The sequence below is a fragment of the Streptosporangium sp. NPDC050855 genome (assembly GCF_044456585.1).
GTDB lineage: Bacteria > Actinomycetota > Actinomycetes > Streptosporangiales > Streptosporangiaceae > Streptosporangium > Streptosporangium longisporum.
Genome location: NZ_JBITFY010000010.1, coordinates 299,692 through 315,416 on the forward strand (window position 1 = coordinate 299,692; position 15,725 = coordinate 315,416).

Genomic DNA, 15,725 nt, shown 5'->3' on the forward strand with positions numbered 1-15,725 from the left:
GCCGTCGTGCCCGTGAGCCACATTGGGTGGTTTTGCTGTGCTCACCTGGCGAAGGTCCCGGCGTCATGCCCCGGATCCGGTCCATGTCGTCCCCGAGGCGCCCCCTGCCGTCGCGCGGACCCCGGCCGACGAGAGGGCCGCGGCCGATGTGGAGGCCGCGGCCGAGGACTATCTGAGGTTGTTCCACGCGGAGAATCCCGGGGCAGGTGACCCGCGGGAGCGCCTGCGCGAGGTCCGGCAGGAGATCGCCCGGACCGGCACGTACACGCACACTCCCAGCGAGCTGGTCTTCGGCGCCAGGGTGGCCTGGCGCAACAGCGGCAGGTGCATCGGCCGGCTGTACTGGCGCTCGCTACGGGTGCGCGACCGGCGGTACGTCACCACGGCCGAGGGCATCGCGGTCGAGTGCGTGAACCACCTGCGGGACGCGGCGCCGGCCCGCAGGATCCGCCCGACGATCACCGTGTTCCCCCAGGAGCGGCCGGGCGTCCCCGGGCCCCGGATCTGGAACGAGCAACTGATCCGGTACGCCGGTTACCGGACGGCGGACGGGTCCGTCGTCGGGGACCCGCGCTACGTCGCCTTCACCGAGATGCTGCGCGAGCTGGGCTGGCCGGGCGGTCCCGGGAGCCCGTTCGACGTCCTGCCGCTGGCGATCTCGGTGGGGGAGGGGCCGCCGCTGCTGTCCACGCTGCCCGGCGACGCCGTCCTGGAGGTCGCGCTCTCGCACCCGGTCCACGCCTGGTTCGAGGAGCTGGGACTGCGCTGGCACGCCGTACCGGTGATCTCGAACATGTGCCTGGAGATCGGCGGGGTCTGCTACCGGGCGGCGCCGTTCAACGGCTGGTACATGGGCACCGAGATCGGCGCCCGCAACCTGGCCGACACCGACCGCTACGACCTGACACCGTTGATCGCCCGGCGCCTGGGCCTGAACACCGGCACCGACCGCTCGCTGTGGCGGGACTACGCCATGGTGGAGCTGAACGCGGCGGTGCTGCACTCCTTCGAGCGGGCCGGGGTGACGATGACCGACCACCACACCGAGTCCCGGCGCTTCCTGATGCACCTGGAGCGCGAGGAGAAGGCCGGGAGGGTCTGCCCGGCCGACTGGAGCTGGATCGTTCCGCCGATGTCGGCCTCGGCCACGCCGGTGTTCCACCGCTACTACGAGGACAGGCGGCTGACGCCGAACTTCGTCCACCACCCCGACTCCCTGGAGCGCGGTCTCGGCCGCCCCGGCGGACCGGGAAGCTGATCACCGACCCGTCCTCCCTCCGGAGACCCCCGCCCCTGCTGACGCCGGGGCGGGAAAAGGTGTAGAACGATATTCTGTAACCTCGGGACGGAGGTTCTGACGCGGGTGCCCCGAGGGCTCCCCGGAGGGAGGCGGAATGCTCGACCTGGTGCTGTCGTCGGTCGAGGGGGGCGTGCTCACCCTGACGTTCAACCGGCCGGACCGGCTGAACGCCTGGACCGACGAGATGGGCAGGCGCTACTTCGACCAGCTGGCCGACGCCGAGAAGGACCCCGAGGTCCGGGTGATCGTCGTCACCGGGGCGGGACGGGGGTTCTGCGCGGGCGCGGACTTCCGGACGCTCACCGCCATCCAGGACGGCTCCTACTCCGGGGAGCCCGACCGGCGTCCCACCACCTTCCCGACCACGATCCGCAAGCCGGTCATCGCCGCCGTCAACGGTGCCTGCGCCGGGCTCGGCATGGTCCACGCCCTGGTCTGCGACCTGGTCTTCACCGCGGACGAGGCCAAGTGGACCACCGCGTTCGCCCGCCGCGGACTGGTCGCCGAGTACGGCCTGTCGTGGATCCTGCCGCGCCTGGCCGGCCAGGCCGCGGCCATGGACCTGCTGCTGTCGGGCCGTACCTTCACCGGGGCCGAGGCCCGCGAGCTGGGGCTGGCCGTCCGGTCGGTGCCCGGGGAGCGCCTGATGGAGGAGACCATGGCCTACGCCCGGGAGCTGGCGACCCACAGCTCACCGGCCTCGATGGCGGTGATCAAGCGGCAGGTCTGGGGCGACTGGCAGCAGAGCCTGGAGTCCTCGGAGTCGGCGGCCGTCCGCCTGATGGCCGAGTCCTTCACCCGCCCGGACTTCGTGGAGGGCGTGGCCAGCTTCGTCGAGCGCCGCGCCCCGGCGTTCCCGCCGCTGTAGACGGGCCCGCGCCGTGGACGGAGCCCTGCCGTGGACGGGCCCGCGCGGTCGTGCGGGCCCGCGCGGTCGTGCGGGTGTTCCACCAGGTCGCACGGGCCCTGGGTCGTACGGGCCCCGGCGGGTCGTGCCGGCCCTGCCGGGTCGTACGGCTCCGGCGGGCTCAGGTGACCAGGGAGAGCCAGTGCGGGGCGGCACCGAAGGGAGGGGTTCCTGCGGTGACGGCCTTCATCAGCCAGGCGGCCGAGTCACGGGCGTTCTGCACCACGTCGGGCGGGTACGCGTACCGGATCCGGTGCTCCTCGAACTCGTCCTCGTCGTCCAGGAAGATCCGCCTGGTGCGGCCCCTGAGCACGTCACGGCGGGTCCGGATCACGTCGAGGTCGAGGTCGATCATGGTGACCTCGCCGTCGCGCCACTCGGGCACCGTGGAGATGTCGCAGTAGATCTCGTGCTTGTTCGGGGCGGCGTTGAAGGCGGCCGTCCACCAGGCGTCGCGGGGGAAGAGCATCACGAAGGGCTGCGGCCAGGCGACGGCGGGGCCGTCCCCCTTGTGGCCGCTGGAGCCGGCCACGCAGCCCGTCCAGACCCCGTGCTCGTCCTCGCCGAGCAGCAGGCCGCGGTGGTGCCAGTGCAGCGATCCGTCGTACTTGCGGTAGACCACGTTCACGATCTCGTAGGACATCCTTCGACAGTAGGGCTTGACAATGATCCATGCATTTCCTACCTTTTAAATAGGTTAAACGCGTCGATGTGAGACCCCGGCCGGCTGACCGGCGCCCCTTCCGTCGCGAGGGGCGCCTCCGGGGAGAACCCGGCGGCACGGTCGGCGTGCCGCGGACGCGGCCCCCGCCGGGCCGCCGAGACGTGTACGGGAGTGCCACATGTCGCAGAGCGCCACACCGGAACCCGACCATCCCGAACCCCTCGCCCTCGACCCGGACGGCGTCCCGGCCGGGGAGCCGGTGATCGTCAAGGGGATGGGGCCGGTCCTGGCCGGCCTGCTGGTGCCGCTCACCTCGGGCAGGGGCGGCCGGTTCGCCCGCGGGTACGACGGGGAGCTGGTCTACCTGCCCGGCGGAGGCGAGCCCCTGCTGCACGTGGGGTCCTCGCGCGGCGTGCCGCACCACCGCGGGTTCGCCCACCCCTTCGGCGGCGCCGAGCCGCCGGTGCCGCGCTTCGTCACCCGCGGCACGCTGGGCACGGGGCCGTGGAACCTCCGCCGCGACCTGTGGCCCCTGGTGGCCAAGGAACTCGCCTTCGCGTACTACCACGAGCTCATCACCGCCCACCCGGAGCGGACGCGGTCGACCTGGGAGGAGTTCGAGGAGGCCTTCGCGGCCGAGGAGTGGAACAGCCCCGCGATGCGCAGGCTCGTCCGCGCCGCCGTCCCCCGGCACCCCGACCGGCTCGACCTCGACCGCCTCGACCGGCCGCTGCACGGCATCCGGTTCGGCGACCGGGCGGGGGTGCGCAGGTGGATGCGCGGCTACCTCGCCGCCGACCTGGAACGGCGCTCCGACCCGGCGCACAGCGCCGACCACGCCATGGTCCTCGCCCTGCTCTCCGTCCGCGCCGTCCTCGCCGAGGCCGGCGTCTCCGACCCCTGGTTCCGGGAGTTCTCCGACCATGTCGCCGGTGGCTCGCCCGCGTCGTACCTGGAGGAACTCCGCGCCCTCGCCGAGGCCGGGGTGGTCGTCTTCCTCGGCGCCGACCTGGTGATCGACCGGTACGAGGGACGCTGGCGGGCACAGAGCCCCACCGCCCCCGGGGCCGTGACCTCCACGGCCCTCGTCGACACCGGACGGCCCGCGTGGTCGCCGGACAGGACGGCGGTCCCGGCCTCCGGCGCGGACCCGTGGGCCAGGGCACCGCGCAGGAGACCGGCGCCCAGGACCGAGACGAGGTACTCCAGGATCCTCGCGACGACGCCGGTGTGGGGACGGCACCCCACCTGATCCCGCACGGCACGCCCCGCGGCCCCGGTCTCGCCCGCCACGGCCGCGGGAGCGGTCCCGCCCGTTCTCCGTGCGGGTCCCGCCCGGTCCCGTGCGGCACGGCTACGTCGCGGGGTGACTCGGCACGGCCTCGGGAACGGCGTCCGCGCTCCGGTGGCCGAGCCTGCGGATGTCGGGCAGGAGCAGCACGCCCAGGCAGGAGGCCGCCAGCAGCGCCGCCGCCCCGTACAGGGTGGGGGCGGTCCCCACGGCGGTGGCCAGCGGCCCGGCCAGGGCCATGCCGAGGGGCATCAGCCCGAGGGAGAGCAGCCAGTCGTACGCCGACACCCGGGAGATCGCCTCGGCCGGGATGTGCTCCTGCACCAGGGTCTCCCACATCGGGGCCATCAGCGCCAGACCACCGGTCATCAGCCCGTAGGCCACCGCGACCATCGGCGCGGACATCCCCGCGGCGAGCAGGACGAGCGGCAGCGCGCCGAGCGCCAGCACCAGGTTGGCTACGACCAGGGGCCGCTTCGGCCTCACCCGCAGGGTCAGCAGCGCCCCTGCCAGGGCGCCGATCGTGCCGCCCTGCACGATCGTGCCCCAGGCGAGCTCGCCGCCCAGGGTGGTGACGGCGAGCACCGGCCCGATGGTGATCAGGACGCAGCGGCTCAGGTTCCACATGGAGTGGCCGACCAGGTTGGTCCAGTACCACCGGTGCCGTCGCATCTGCGTCCAACCCTCGGCGAGCTGCCGCAGGAACGGCTCGTGCGGCGTGGGCGGGATCGGCGCGAGCCGGAGGCGGCCCAGCAGGACCGCGCTGGCCGCGAACGTCAGCGCGTCCAGGAGCAGTGCCCAGCCGGCGCCGACGGTCAGCGCCAGGGCGGTGGCGATCCCCGGGCCGAGCAGGATGGATCCCCGCTGGGCGATCGCCATGAGCGCGTTGGCCCGGGAGAGGTGCTCCGGGGCCACGGTGGCGGGCACCAGGCCGGTCGTGGCGGGCAGGAAGAAGGCGGACCCCGCGCCGGAGAGGGCGGCCAGGATCGCCAGGTGGGCGATGTCGACCGTGCCGGTGACCAGCTCGACGCCCATGGCCGCGTGGGCGAGACCGCGGACCAGGTCCGCGGCCACCATCACGCGGCGGCGCGGCAGCCGGTCGGCCCAGACCCCGCCGGGCAGCATGAGCGTCACCGTGGCGATCGACTGGGCGGCCAGCACGAGGCCCAGGTCGGTGGCCGAACCGGTCGTGGTGACGATCGCCAGCGCGAGCGCCACGGCGGTGATCGAGTCGCCGACGGCCGACAGGCTCTGCCCGGCCCACAGCAGCCGGAAGCGGGCGTCCCGCAGGGGGGACAGGGTGTCTCGCATGGGGGTCATGAGAGAAAAGTACTATGAAAGCAAAATATATGCATTCATAACTTTGGATCGCCGACGGGCGGCGTACCCTGTGGGCATGTCAGAGCCCGACTCCGTCGACCGTCACATCGCGCACTGGTCCCGGGAGCTGTCCGACCTCGACCCGCAGATCGAGGGGATGGTCACGCGCATGCAGATGCTCGTGCGGCTGCTCAAGCGGCACAAGGAGGAGTGGCTGGCCGCCGGAGGGCTCAAGCCGTGGGAGTTCCAGATCCTGCACCACCTGGTGGCCACCGGGCCGCCCTACCGGGCGACGCCCTCGACGCTGGCCGAGTGGCTCGACACCCACCCGGCCACATTGACGAACCGGCTCGACCGGCTGGAGAAGGCCGGGTACGTCGACCGCGCGCACGACCCGGCCGACCGCCGCCGCCTGCTCGTGGGGCTCACCCCGGCCGGCCGGGCCGCCTGGCAGGAGCGCATGGACGAGGGCGACCGGTCGGAACGGGCGTTGTTCGCACCGCTGGACGCGGACGAGCGGGAGCTTCTCGACGGCCTCCTGCGCCGCCTGGTCCGCGCGGCCGAGCAGGAGGGCCCGCCGCTGATGCCCGACTGGCCGGCCGGCCCGAAGGCGCCCGTCCCGCCGGGCCCGTCCTCCGGTCCGGCCTCGGGCGCGACGACCACGCGGTAGGGGCGGCCCCGGGCTCGGGCACGGCCACGGGCTCGGGCACGGCTGCGGGCTCGGACACGGCTGCGGGCTCGGACACGGGTACGGACGCGGGCCCGGACATGGACGCGCGCGGGCCCGGGCACGGACGCGGGCCCGCGCGGAACGCGGGCCCGGGCCGGGACGAGGCGTTCGAGCCGGAGGCGTTCAGGCCAGCCGGCGGGCTCCGGCCGCGGGCACCGCGGGATAGATCTCCGGTGCGGCCCAGCCGCGCTCGGCGTAGGCGCCGGTGACCGACGCGCGTACGGCCTCCACCCGGTCGTCGGCGACCAGCGCGATCGCCGACCCGCCGAACCCGCCACCGGTCATCCGCGACCCCCGGGCCCCGCCCCGGATCGCCGACTCCACGGCCACGTCCAGCTCGGCGCAGGAGACCTCGAACTGGTCGCGCAGCGACAGGTGGGAGGCGTTCAGCAGCGCCCCGATCTCCTCGACCTTCCCGGCTCGCAGCAGCCCGATCACGGCCTCCACCCGGTGGTTCTCGGTCACCACGTGCTGGGTGCGCCTGCGCTCGTCGCCACTGAGCCGCCCGAGGGCGTCCGCCAGGTCGGTGACGTCGCGGAGCGCGTCGACCCCGAGGTGCGCGGCGGCGTTCTCGCAGTCCCGGCGGCGGTCGGCGTACTCCCCGCCGGCGTGCGAGTGGTGCACGCCGGTGTTGACGATGAGCAGCTGCAGGCCCAGGCTCGCCAGGTCGAACGGGATGTTCCTGGTGCCGAGGCTGCGGCAGTCCAGGAACAGCGCCTGCCCCTCCTCGCCGAGGGCCGAGGCCGCCTGGTCCATGATCCCGCACGGCATCCCCACGAAGTCGTTCTCGGCCTTCTGCGAGGCGAGCGCGATCTCCATCTTGGTCATGCCGAGCCCGTACAGCTCGTTCAGCGCCGTGCCGACCGCGACCTCCAGGGCCGCGCTCGACGACAGGCCCGCCCCCTGCGGGACGTCCCCGTCGATCACCACGTCGGCGCCGCCGACCCGGTGCCCGGCCTCGCGGAGCGCCCAGAACACCCCGGCCACGTAGCGGGCCCAGCCCTGGGCCGCGTCCAGCCGCTCCAGCGTCACCGGCTCGTCCGCCGCCTGCAGCGACCAGAGCCGGACCACCCCGTCCTCGCGGGGCGAGACCGCCGCGTTCACCCCCCACGGCACCGCGAACGGCAGCACGAACCCGTCGTTGTAGTCGGTGTGCTCGCCGATCAGATTGACCCGCCCGGGAGCATGCCACACCCCCGCGGGCTCCACGCCGTACGACTCCCGGAAAGCTCCAACAACGCGCATGATCCAACACTCCTCAACAAGGTTCCCCAGTAGGGTAGCGAGTCCCCTGCCCCTCGGGTCCGCCCGCGGCCTCGCCGAAGGTCACATCTTGAACCCGGCCCGCCGGGCGGCGATGCGAACGGGCCCGACCTTTGGTTGAATGCCGCGTACGGCGTGCGCGAGGGGCGGTAGCTCAGCCGGTTAGAGCAGGGGACTCATAATCCCTGGGTCGCGGGTTCGAGTCCCGCCCGCCCTACCTCTCGTGAGCAGGAAAAGTGTTTCCGGCCTGCTCTTATGCGTCCCTGTTGATAGCTCGTGGATGTGCTCGGCCTCGGTCAGCGCCGTGACGCGGCCGGCCCGGTCTTCTCGCCGAAGACCTCTTCGATGAGCCTCTGGGTCGCCTTCTGGAAGGGCTCGCCCAGGGTCATCTCGACGTCCTCGACGTAGTTCAGCGAGGCGGTCAGGGTCGTGGCGCCGTCGGGGGTGCTGTACATCAGTGCCGCGTGGCCGGCCATGCCGCCGTTGTGGGAGATGACGGTGCCGCCCGGTGTGGTCAGCACGAACACTCCCAGGCCGTAGTCCATGCCGGGGGCGCCGGTCGGGTAGGGGGTGCACATCTGGGTCAGCAGCGGGGCCGGCAGGAGCTTTCCGCTCACCAGGGCGGAGATGAACGTGTGCAGGTCCCGGGTGGTCGAGATCATGTCACCGCCGCTGGAGATCCAGGAGGGGTTCTGGCGGGTGACGTCGACCGTCCTGTGCTCGCCGTCCTCGGCGTAGCGGTAGTAGCCGTGGGCGTGCGGCTGGGGGAGATCGGTCTCGGTGGTCGGCACCACGGTGCCCGACAGTCCCAGCGGATCCAGGATCAGCCGCCGCATCTCCTGGGCGACCGAGCGGCCGGTGATCTTCTCGATCAGCAGCCTGGCCAGCACGTAGTTGGTGTTGGAATAGCTCCACCCCGTTCCCGGCTCGAAGCGTGCCGGCTTGGACAGCGCCAGCCGTACCAGCTCCTCGGGCAGGTAGGTCTTGAACCGGTTGTCGACCCATTCCTGGCCCGCGGTCGTGGCGGGGATCCCTGGGACGTAACTTCCGTCGTCGTAGTACTCGCCGGTGAAGTTGAAGATCCCGCTGGTGTGCTGCAGCAGCATCCGCACGGTGATGCGCCGGTCCAGCCCGAACTCGGGCAGGTGGTCGTCGACCGGGCCGTCCAGATCGAGGACGCCCTCGGCCACCAGCTGCAGCACCAGGGTCGCGGTGAAGGTCTTGGTGTTGCTGCCGATCCGGACGTACCCGTCGATCGGCGGCTCGTCGGTTCCGCCCAGCTCGGCCGTGCCGGCGCTGCCGGCCCAGGCGCCGTGCTCGTCGTGTACGCGCATCGTCATCCCGGTGAAACCGGACTCGACGATCTCCTCGATGACCTTTCGCAGCTGCGGGCGGTCCTGGTCGGTGAGGGGGAGGGACATGGTGGTGTGCTCCTTGTGAAGTGGTGCGGGATCGGGGTGGTCACGCCTGGGAGGTGTCCCTGGCACGGGCTGCGCTACAGGCTGCGGGCGGTGATGTCGCCGTGGGAGGTGGTGGCGTGGATGGTCAGGTCGGCGCCGTCGGCACTGCCGGTGCCGCCGGTGCCGGTGTTGGTGAGGGCGTTGTGGATGCGGCCGTAGGTGGTGCCGGCGTCGAGGGTGGCGGAGGCTCCGCGGGTGGCGCCGATGTGGATGTCGCCGGAGTCGGTGCGCAGGGTGAGGGTGCCGCGGGTGGCCTCGGTGATGTGCAGGTCGCCCTTGTGGGTGCTGATGTGGGCGGGGCCGTTCAGGCGGCCGACGGTGAGGTCGCCGGCCTGCAGGGTGAGGCGGGCGGCGGTGGTCTCGTCGAGTTTGGCCGAGCCGTGGGCGCTGTCGAAGGTGACCTCGCCGAGTCGTCCGACGCCTCGCAGTTCGGCGCTGGCGGCGGTGGCCTTGATGTGGGAGCCGGCGGGTAGCTGGACGGTGACCTCGACGGCGCCGGGGGCGCCGAGGAGCTGGTTCTTGGCCTGCGGTGCGGTGATGTGCAGGACGCCGTCGGTGTAGGTGATCTCGGTCTGCTGGGCCGCCTTGACGTCGCGGTTCTTGGTGGTGTCGGCGGGCCGGACCTCGACGGCGGTGTCGGTGCGGTCGGCGGCGATGAGGTGGATGCGGCCGGCGGGGACGTCCAGGACGGCGGTCACGGGGGTGGGGGTGTCGAACTTCTGCATGGTGTCGTCCTTCGGTTCGTTGTTTCTGATGAGGGAAACACTACGTTGCATTTCTGGATGAGGCAACGTGTAAGTTGCGTATGAGACGCAAATATGCAGGTCAAGCTCGTTCAAGTGTTGCAATGGTCTTGATTTTAATGCAATGATCCCCATCGGGCTCGTTGCAATGGAATAAGAATGAACGCTATGGTGAGGACACCGCGCACCATGAGGAGGGGCCGCCGCGGTGCCGGGAGGCGGGCTCACCCGTCGAACCGTCGGCGGATCGCGCTGGGACCGGCCGACGGTCTGGTCCGCGCGGAGGTCGCCGGAGGTCTCGACCGTCCGGCCTCGACGAGCACGCGTGAGGCGATGCGCGACGGCGGCCCTGCCGCCTGAGCGCCGTAGGACGCGGATCGATCCCGTGATGACGGCGGAAACCTGAAAATGCCCCCGGCCCGGAGGCCGAGGGCATTTCTCGGAGGTGCCGCTCCCGCTGCGGGGTGGCGACGCGAACCGCGCCGGCACCGCGGGCCGGTTCCATGCGGGACGAGCAGGGCTCGTCGGTGGTGCGGAGGGTTGCCGTGCGGTCGTCCTCGGCGGCGTGGAGCGCGGCGTGCCGTATCCCTTCGACCGCACCGGCGACGCCCCGGTGGATCCGGTGGCGTACCGAAGGACCGGTGCTCGGCCGAGGTTCGTCTAGGGCTTGCGGGCCAGGCCGCCGTAGTAGGTGTGGTACAGAAGGGTGTTCTTCACGAAGAAGCTCGGCTCGGCGCGCCACTCGGGGAGCGGGACGAGGCCCGGTTCGACCAGCTCGAAGTCGCCGAAGTACCCCGTGATCTCGTCCGGGGTGCGCCAGCGGCCGGTGCCGAGGTTCTCGTTGAAGAGCTTCTCGGCCGCCGCGGCCTGCTGGGACGACGCCGGGTGCGCCTCACCGGGGTTGCAGAAGTGCGAGATGGCCACAAAGCTGCCGGACACCAGCGGGGCGCGCAGCCTGGCCGCCACTCCCGCGGGATCCTCCTGGTCGTGCAGATGGTGCAGGATGCTCAGCATCAGCAGCCCTACCGGCCTGCTGAAGTCGATGAAGTCCTTGACCTGGTCGTTCTCCAGGATCGACCGCGGGTCGCGCGCGTCCGCCTGGATGACCTTCGTGCTGCCGTCGGTGGCGAGCAGCGCCCGCCCGTGGACCAGCACCATGGGGTCGTTGTCCACGTAGACGACCCGGGTCGCCGGATCGACCTCCTGCGCCACCTGGTGCACGTTGCCCTGGGTGGGCAGGCCCGACCCGATGTCGATGAACTGCCTGACCCCCGCCTCGGCCGCCATGTGGTGCACGACCCTCCGCAGGAAGGCCCGGTTCTGCTGCCCGGCCTCCTGGGCTCCCGGGGAGACCTTCATGGCCGCCTCGGCGACCTGACGGTCGACGGCGAAATTGTCCTTCCCGCCCAGGAACCAGTCGTAGACCCGCGCGATGCTGGGTTTCGTCGTGTCGATCTCCGCGGGAAGCTGGCCCCTGTTCGGCATCGCCCCGGTCCCATCCTCGCTGCGCTCGGACACCTCGCCACCTTCGCTCCGATCGGGGTCCCGCTTGATCGCGGGGACTGGGCAGATAATAACCATGAATCCCTTTAACAGCAGATATGTAACGACAAGTTCACGCGCAAGCACCGGGGTCATGAGGTGCTGAAAGCTCTAAGAAAACCGCAAATCACTCAATCAGGTGGCTTTCCCCACGCGCGTCATCAGTCTCGGCACGATCGAGGCCATGGCGTCGCGACGGTACGGTGTGCCGGTGGGAGACATCTACGAACTCGTGCTGACCGTGGACGTCCGCGCCGACGTCACCGACGACGAGCTCGCCGAGCTGCGGTGGCACGTGGGGCAGGGGCCGCGACCTGAGCGGCTGCCGATCGGCACCGGCAGGTACGTGGAGACCTACCCGCTCGGTGACCCCGGCGACCCCGACTGCGAGTGGGAGGACGCGGAGCCGGCACCCGTGTTCGCCCAGCGCGGCGCCGCCCGCAGGGTGGGAGGCGCGCTCGTGGCCGAGCTGGTCGCGCGGGAGCACGCCGACGGCTGGGCGCTGACGGTACGCCAGGAACTCCACCCCGACGACTTCTACCGGTTGCGGGCGCTGCTGCACTGGCTCGGCCGGCGCTCGGCAGGCGCACATGCCGCCGGTGTCGAGTTCTTCGCCGGTCATCTGCGCTTCCACGAGAGCACCGAGATCGCACCACTCGTCCTCTCGGACGGACGGATTCGTGTGCCGGAGGACGTCGAATCGCATACCCCGCACTGGGAGGACCCCGAGGTGTGACCGGGCCGGCCCAAGATACGCACGAACCACCCTGAACGGGCGAATCAGGCCAAGCGGATCAAAGGCGCGAAAGACATTCAACGGGCTGGAGTCCCGTGTCAGCTCCACAACAGCTGCACGATGGCGGCGGTGCCGACCACCACGATGAGAACACGCAGCACCGTGGAACCGAGACGTCGGCCCACCCTGGCCCCGATCGGGCCGCCCAGGGCGGAACCGGCCGCGATGAGCACGACGGCCGTCCAGTCGAAGTCCGCGGAGAAGAGGAAGAAGAGCGCGGCGACGCCGTTCACGACGATGACGAGCACGTTCTTGGCGGCATTGAGGCGTTGCAGGGTCTCGTCGAGGAGCACGCCCATCAGGGCCACGTAGATGATCCCCTGGGCCGCGGAGAAGTAGCCGCCGTAGACGCTGGCGAGCGTCAGCCCGGTGAGGAGCAGGGGGCCACCGTCGGGATCTGCGGAGGCGCCGGTACGTTCGCGACGTCGCCGCGTGTTCTCGCTGATCCAGGGCTGGAGGACGACCAGGACGAGGGCGAGGCCCACCAGGGCCGGCACGATCCTCTCGAACGCCGTGGCCGGCAGGGCCAGCAGGAGCGTGGCGCCCGTGAGGCCGCCGATCAGGGCGCCGACGCTCATCCTCAGAAGGCGCCGGCCCTGGCCACGGAGCTCTCTGCGGTAACCGACGACCCCGCCGATGGAGCCGGGGATCACACCGAGAGTGTTGGAGACCGCGGCGGTGACGGGCGGCATGCCGGTGGCGAGCAGAACCGGAAAGGTGATCAACGACCCGGAGCCGACGACCGCGTTGACGATACCGGCGCTGATGCCCGCCGCGAAGACGGCGACCATCTCCCACGGCGTCACGCCACCTCGTCTCCCGCGGAGCCGGTGCCCGCGCCAGATCGGATGCTACGCGGGAGCCGTGCTCCGCGCCGTACCGGCCCGGGTGGCTCCGGAACCGGTGATCCGATCGGCGGTGGGACGGAGGTGACGGCTGTTGCGGTAGGGCAGGTGATTCCGCGTGACGGCCGGCGTTCGGAGAGGTTCTCACGCGGCCGACGCTGCTGAAGTTGAATCTCCAGGCTTGGGCCGGTTCGGCGAAACTGTGTCGCTCGCCTTTGCGGTCCCTGTGCAGCCGGATCCGGTAGATCGACCAGCTGTGCCGACCGGGCTCGCGACAGGCAGTCGGGTGCTCAGTGCCGTTGGGCATCCGTAAGGGATCGATGGTTGATCATTTCTTCTCGGTTTCCGAAGAGGCACCTTGTTCTCTACTTTTCCAAACGGCTTCGTCTTCTTTCCAGCCGTGAGCAGAGGCGACGGAGACCACTAAACCCGCTATCGCAGCGCGAACGTACGCGTCTTGTACCAGACGCCAACCTCCTTCGGTCATCTTCCAAATGACCCCGGTTGAATCCAGCTCGTCCGGTCGCTCTCTCCAGAATTCTTCCGCGAGGGCCAGGACGGCTCTCGGCTGGTGCATGCTGAGATAACAGCACATTTTATTGTATATATTTATGGCGTAAGGCTCGTAACCCATGCGTGCGGCGTTGTTTAAATGAATCAAGGCTTTGGACGGGTTCTCGGGGAGTAGGCAGAAACCTAGATCGTTGTGTGCCCTGGGGTCGTTGGGCCACTGTTGGATCGCGAAATTGAACAGGGCCGCGGACTCGCTGTACTGTCGCTCCCGCAGTAGGGTGACGGCGTGATTTTCCAACTCGCTCATCAGGAAGAGAGTCGGTGTGAGAGACTCGGAGATGGACTTTGATTCGAGGACTGCCCGATGTGCGATCTCGGCATTAAGATCTTCTATGGAGACATTGCGGTCTCTCATTATCGAGTCCGGGAAACTGGAAGGATCGATGTCTTTCTGCCAGCGATACTCGAGGTGCAGTGCGGCCAGCGACCAATTGGCAAGGTAGGTTTGGGTGAATCGCTCCACGAGCCATCGGTATTTATGACGCAGATGTGTTTCATCTTCTACGCTTTCCGTCACCGACCAGAAGCCGTTCTCCTCGGGTGGGATCAGGTGAACCAGTTCATTCAGGTCGGCGTGTCGGATCCAGTCCAAAAGTGGATCGAACACCTCGCGGCTCACTTCCAGCACAAGCTCCTGAACCTGTGATGGAGCAGCCGATGTGGCGCTTGTCGCGGCAGGGATCTTGAGAAGCGATCGCCATCCCGCGACATCGACGCCAGAGCCTTGAAGATCGGTGTCTACGCCGCTATGTGGGAGCAGGCGATGAACCAGGAGCACTCCGAGCACCGGGCCCAAGATCTCAGGGATCATGCCATAGCGCACAAGCGACTCCGCGTCCAACCCGCGCTGGGTGAGCTCCTGGAGTGCCAGCTTGAACCGATGGATCTGTTTGTCGCGTTCCTCGGGTTTCAAGGCCAAGCGTGACGTCAGGGAGTCCTGTAGCTCGCTAACGAGACTGGACGTTCGCCATCGACTTCGTGGGGCTTCTTGATCTTCACACATCCGAGTCTTACGTGCGTCGAAGGCGCAACTCTCTTCGTCCATGACCGGCCTCCTCCTGGAGATTTACCAAGCAGTTACCCAGACATGCCATCTTGACGAGTACGATCATATATATGATCCTGGCAACAGGAGGACCCCATGGCTGATATGATCTTCCAATCCTCGGATCTCGCCAACAAGCGGACCGAAGTACTCGACGCGGCACGGGAGGGGCTGGCTCGCGTGCGCGACAAGGACGGGACCAGTCTTGTGATGCTTCCGGAGAGGCGCCTTCGTCTCCTGGAGGAGATCGCTCGATGGTCTCGCGCACATATGCGGCTGGATGAGCTGCTTCGTCGAGATGCCATACCGAACGTCGGTGATCTCGGTGATCTCGCGTGGCTACGCGTGTTCGATGCGGACGATCTACGGGAATTCGTGGAGGATCTGCACAACGCCCTGATAGCCGCTCACTCCGATGAAGATACATCGGCTCTCGACGAGTGCGTCAAGGCCTGGCGCGTCACCGCTCGCCAAATCGAAGACCCTCTTCGACGCTCTGTGCTCATGGGCAAGCACAACATAGGTGATTACGTCGAGGTCAGAGAGCCCCAATGACCACCAGCGCCTATCGTCCTCACACGCCGGCTCGACGACCCGGGGGGCGTCCGCCTGTGACCCCTCAGTATCGGGTTCTCGTACATCGTAGGTTTCTTCGCCATTATGACCAACTGGTCGAGCGAGTGGGACTCCAGCAGGCTCAGCAGTTCTGGGATCACGTATCCCAAGATCCTGGGAAGCCTGTCGGCATAGCGCAGACCAGCTTCCTTAAAGGCAAGGCGGGGAAGCCCCAAGGGCCCGGCTGGTCACGCACTGTGCATTACGAGGTTACCGGATCGGCGCGTATCGACTATCAGTACTGCAATGAATATCAGGTTGGCGCTGACGGTGACGTGCATGCTGTCGTGGCCATCCTGACCATCAATTACAGCAGTCATTGAAGCAGGCTCCTCTGCCGCAGTACGGCCCCTTTTCCGTTGATCATACGGCGCTGCCTTTCAAGGGACCTCGGTCTCGTACCGATCACCTGGTGCCGGCGGCATCAATGAGGCGAGGAGCAACGAGACGAATGGGCCCAGAAAGCCGGGGGCCGGTCGCTCGATGCACCTCCGGGACGTCCTGGCCATCAGGTCAGTGTCGCGGCAGCGTTCCTTAGTGGGTGTTTGATCCCATGGGTTCTGTCTGATTGTGGTTTCAGGTGTCTCTCCAGGTTGGGGTGTTTTCGCGGGTGAGGCGGCGGGTCATGAGA

15 protein-coding genes, 1 tRNA gene and 1 riboswitch are annotated in these 15,725 nt (G+C 69.2%); of the genes, 8 read left to right on the forward strand and 8 right to left on the reverse strand.

Annotated features, from left to right (window positions below; genetic code table 11):
- Positions 1-37: 37 nt before the first annotated feature.
- The gene (locus ACIBCT_RS21975) at positions 38-1,258 is read left to right on the forward strand and encodes a nitric oxide synthase oxygenase (protein WP_399191240.1); all 1,221 of its coding nucleotides are present in this window, start codon (positions 38-40) and stop codon (positions 1,256-1,258) included.
- 136 nt (positions 1,259-1,394) lie between these two features.
- Positions 1,395-2,168: an enoyl-CoA hydratase gene (locus tag ACIBCT_RS21980; RefSeq protein ID WP_344898423.1), complete on the forward strand. Its 774-nt coding sequence runs from the start codon at positions 1,395-1,397 to the stop codon at positions 2,166-2,168.
- Between the two features lie 160 nt (positions 2,169-2,328).
- Here ACIBCT_RS21980 and ACIBCT_RS21985 read toward each other — a convergent pair whose 3' ends face one another.
- The gene (locus tag ACIBCT_RS21985) at positions 2,329-2,850 is read right to left on the reverse strand and encodes a DUF402 domain-containing protein (protein WP_399191242.1); all 522 of its coding nucleotides are present in this window, start codon (positions 2,848-2,850) and stop codon (positions 2,329-2,331) included.
- A gap of 52 nt (positions 2,851-2,902) precedes the next feature.
- Positions 2,903-3,014: riboswitch (SAM riboswitch) on the forward strand.
- 35 nt (positions 3,015-3,049) lie between these two features.
- On the opposite strand from ACIBCT_RS21985, the gene ACIBCT_RS21990 reads away from it, so the two are divergent.
- Positions 3,050-4,123, forward strand: a complete 1,074-nt coding sequence (locus ACIBCT_RS21990; RefSeq protein ID WP_399191244.1) for a hypothetical protein — start codon at positions 3,050-3,052, stop codon at positions 4,121-4,123.
- Between the two features lie 102 nt (positions 4,124-4,225).
- Here ACIBCT_RS21990 and ACIBCT_RS21995 read toward each other — a convergent pair whose 3' ends face one another.
- Positions 4,226-5,482: an MFS transporter gene (locus ACIBCT_RS21995; RefSeq protein WP_399191245.1), complete on the reverse strand. Its 1,257-nt coding sequence runs from the start codon at positions 5,480-5,482 to the stop codon at positions 4,226-4,228.
- Between the two features lie 76 nt (positions 5,483-5,558).
- Here ACIBCT_RS21995 and ACIBCT_RS22000 point away from each other — a divergent pair, with 76 nt between their 5' ends.
- Positions 5,559-6,152: a MarR family winged helix-turn-helix transcriptional regulator gene (locus ACIBCT_RS22000; RefSeq protein ID WP_399191247.1), complete on the forward strand. Its 594-nt coding sequence runs from the start codon at positions 5,559-5,561 to the stop codon at positions 6,150-6,152.
- A 183-nt stretch (positions 6,153-6,335) separates the two neighbouring features.
- On the opposite strand, the gene galK is transcribed toward ACIBCT_RS22000, so the two are convergent.
- Positions 6,336-7,457 (reverse strand): galactokinase, encoded by a 1,122-nt coding sequence (gene galK, locus ACIBCT_RS22005; protein WP_399191249.1) that lies wholly within the window; start codon positions 7,455-7,457, stop codon positions 6,336-6,338.
- A gap of 161 nt (positions 7,458-7,618) precedes the next feature.
- On the opposite strand from galK, the gene ACIBCT_RS22010 reads away from it, so the two are divergent.
- Positions 7,619-7,692, forward strand: a tRNA-Ile gene (locus tag ACIBCT_RS22010).
- Between the two features lie 79 nt (positions 7,693-7,771).
- On the opposite strand, the gene ACIBCT_RS22015 is transcribed toward ACIBCT_RS22010, so the two are convergent.
- The 3 genes from ACIBCT_RS22015 to ACIBCT_RS22025 form a co-directional block, all read right to left on the reverse strand.
- Positions 7,772-8,896: a serine hydrolase domain-containing protein gene (locus tag ACIBCT_RS22015; protein ID WP_399191251.1), complete on the reverse strand. Its 1,125-nt coding sequence runs from the start codon at positions 8,894-8,896 to the stop codon at positions 7,772-7,774.
- A gap of 74 nt (positions 8,897-8,970) precedes the next feature.
- Positions 8,971-9,660 (reverse strand): DUF4097 family beta strand repeat-containing protein, encoded by a 690-nt coding sequence (locus tag ACIBCT_RS22020; protein ID WP_399191252.1) that lies wholly within the window; start codon positions 9,658-9,660, stop codon positions 8,971-8,973.
- Positions 9,661-10,338: 678 nt separating this feature from the next.
- A complete protein-coding gene (locus tag ACIBCT_RS22025; protein ID WP_399191254.1) occupies positions 10,339-11,196 on the reverse strand; it encodes an SAM-dependent methyltransferase in 858 nt (285 codons plus the stop codon).
- A 235-nt stretch (positions 11,197-11,431) separates the two neighbouring features.
- Between ACIBCT_RS22025 and ACIBCT_RS22030 the strand changes: the two genes are divergently transcribed.
- Complete coding sequence (locus ACIBCT_RS22030) at positions 11,432-11,956, forward strand: hypothetical protein (RefSeq protein WP_399191256.1); 525 nt, start codon at positions 11,432-11,434, stop codon at positions 11,954-11,956.
- Between the two features lie 98 nt (positions 11,957-12,054).
- Here ACIBCT_RS22030 and ACIBCT_RS22035 read toward each other — a convergent pair whose 3' ends face one another.
- Both ACIBCT_RS22035 and ACIBCT_RS22040 read right to left on the reverse strand, forming a co-directional pair.
- The gene (locus tag ACIBCT_RS22035; protein ID WP_399191258.1) at positions 12,055-12,822 is read right to left on the reverse strand and encodes a sulfite exporter TauE/SafE family protein; all 768 of its coding nucleotides are present in this window, start codon (positions 12,820-12,822) and stop codon (positions 12,055-12,057) included.
- A gap of 367 nt (positions 12,823-13,189) precedes the next feature.
- Positions 13,190-14,479, reverse strand: coding sequence for a hypothetical protein (locus tag ACIBCT_RS22040; RefSeq protein WP_399191260.1), 1,290 nt, complete (start codon positions 14,477-14,479; stop codon positions 13,190-13,192).
- Between the two features lie 96 nt (positions 14,480-14,575).
- Here ACIBCT_RS22040 and ACIBCT_RS22045 point away from each other — a divergent pair, with 96 nt between their 5' ends.
- Complete coding sequence (locus ACIBCT_RS22045) at positions 14,576-15,034, forward strand: hypothetical protein (RefSeq protein WP_399191262.1); 459 nt, start codon at positions 14,576-14,578, stop codon at positions 15,032-15,034.
- A 125-nt stretch (positions 15,035-15,159) separates the two neighbouring features.
- Positions 15,160-15,417 (forward strand): hypothetical protein, encoded by a 258-nt coding sequence (locus tag ACIBCT_RS22050; protein ID WP_399191264.1) that lies wholly within the window; start codon positions 15,160-15,162, stop codon positions 15,415-15,417.
- The last annotated feature ends 308 nt before the right edge of the window (positions 15,418-15,725 follow it).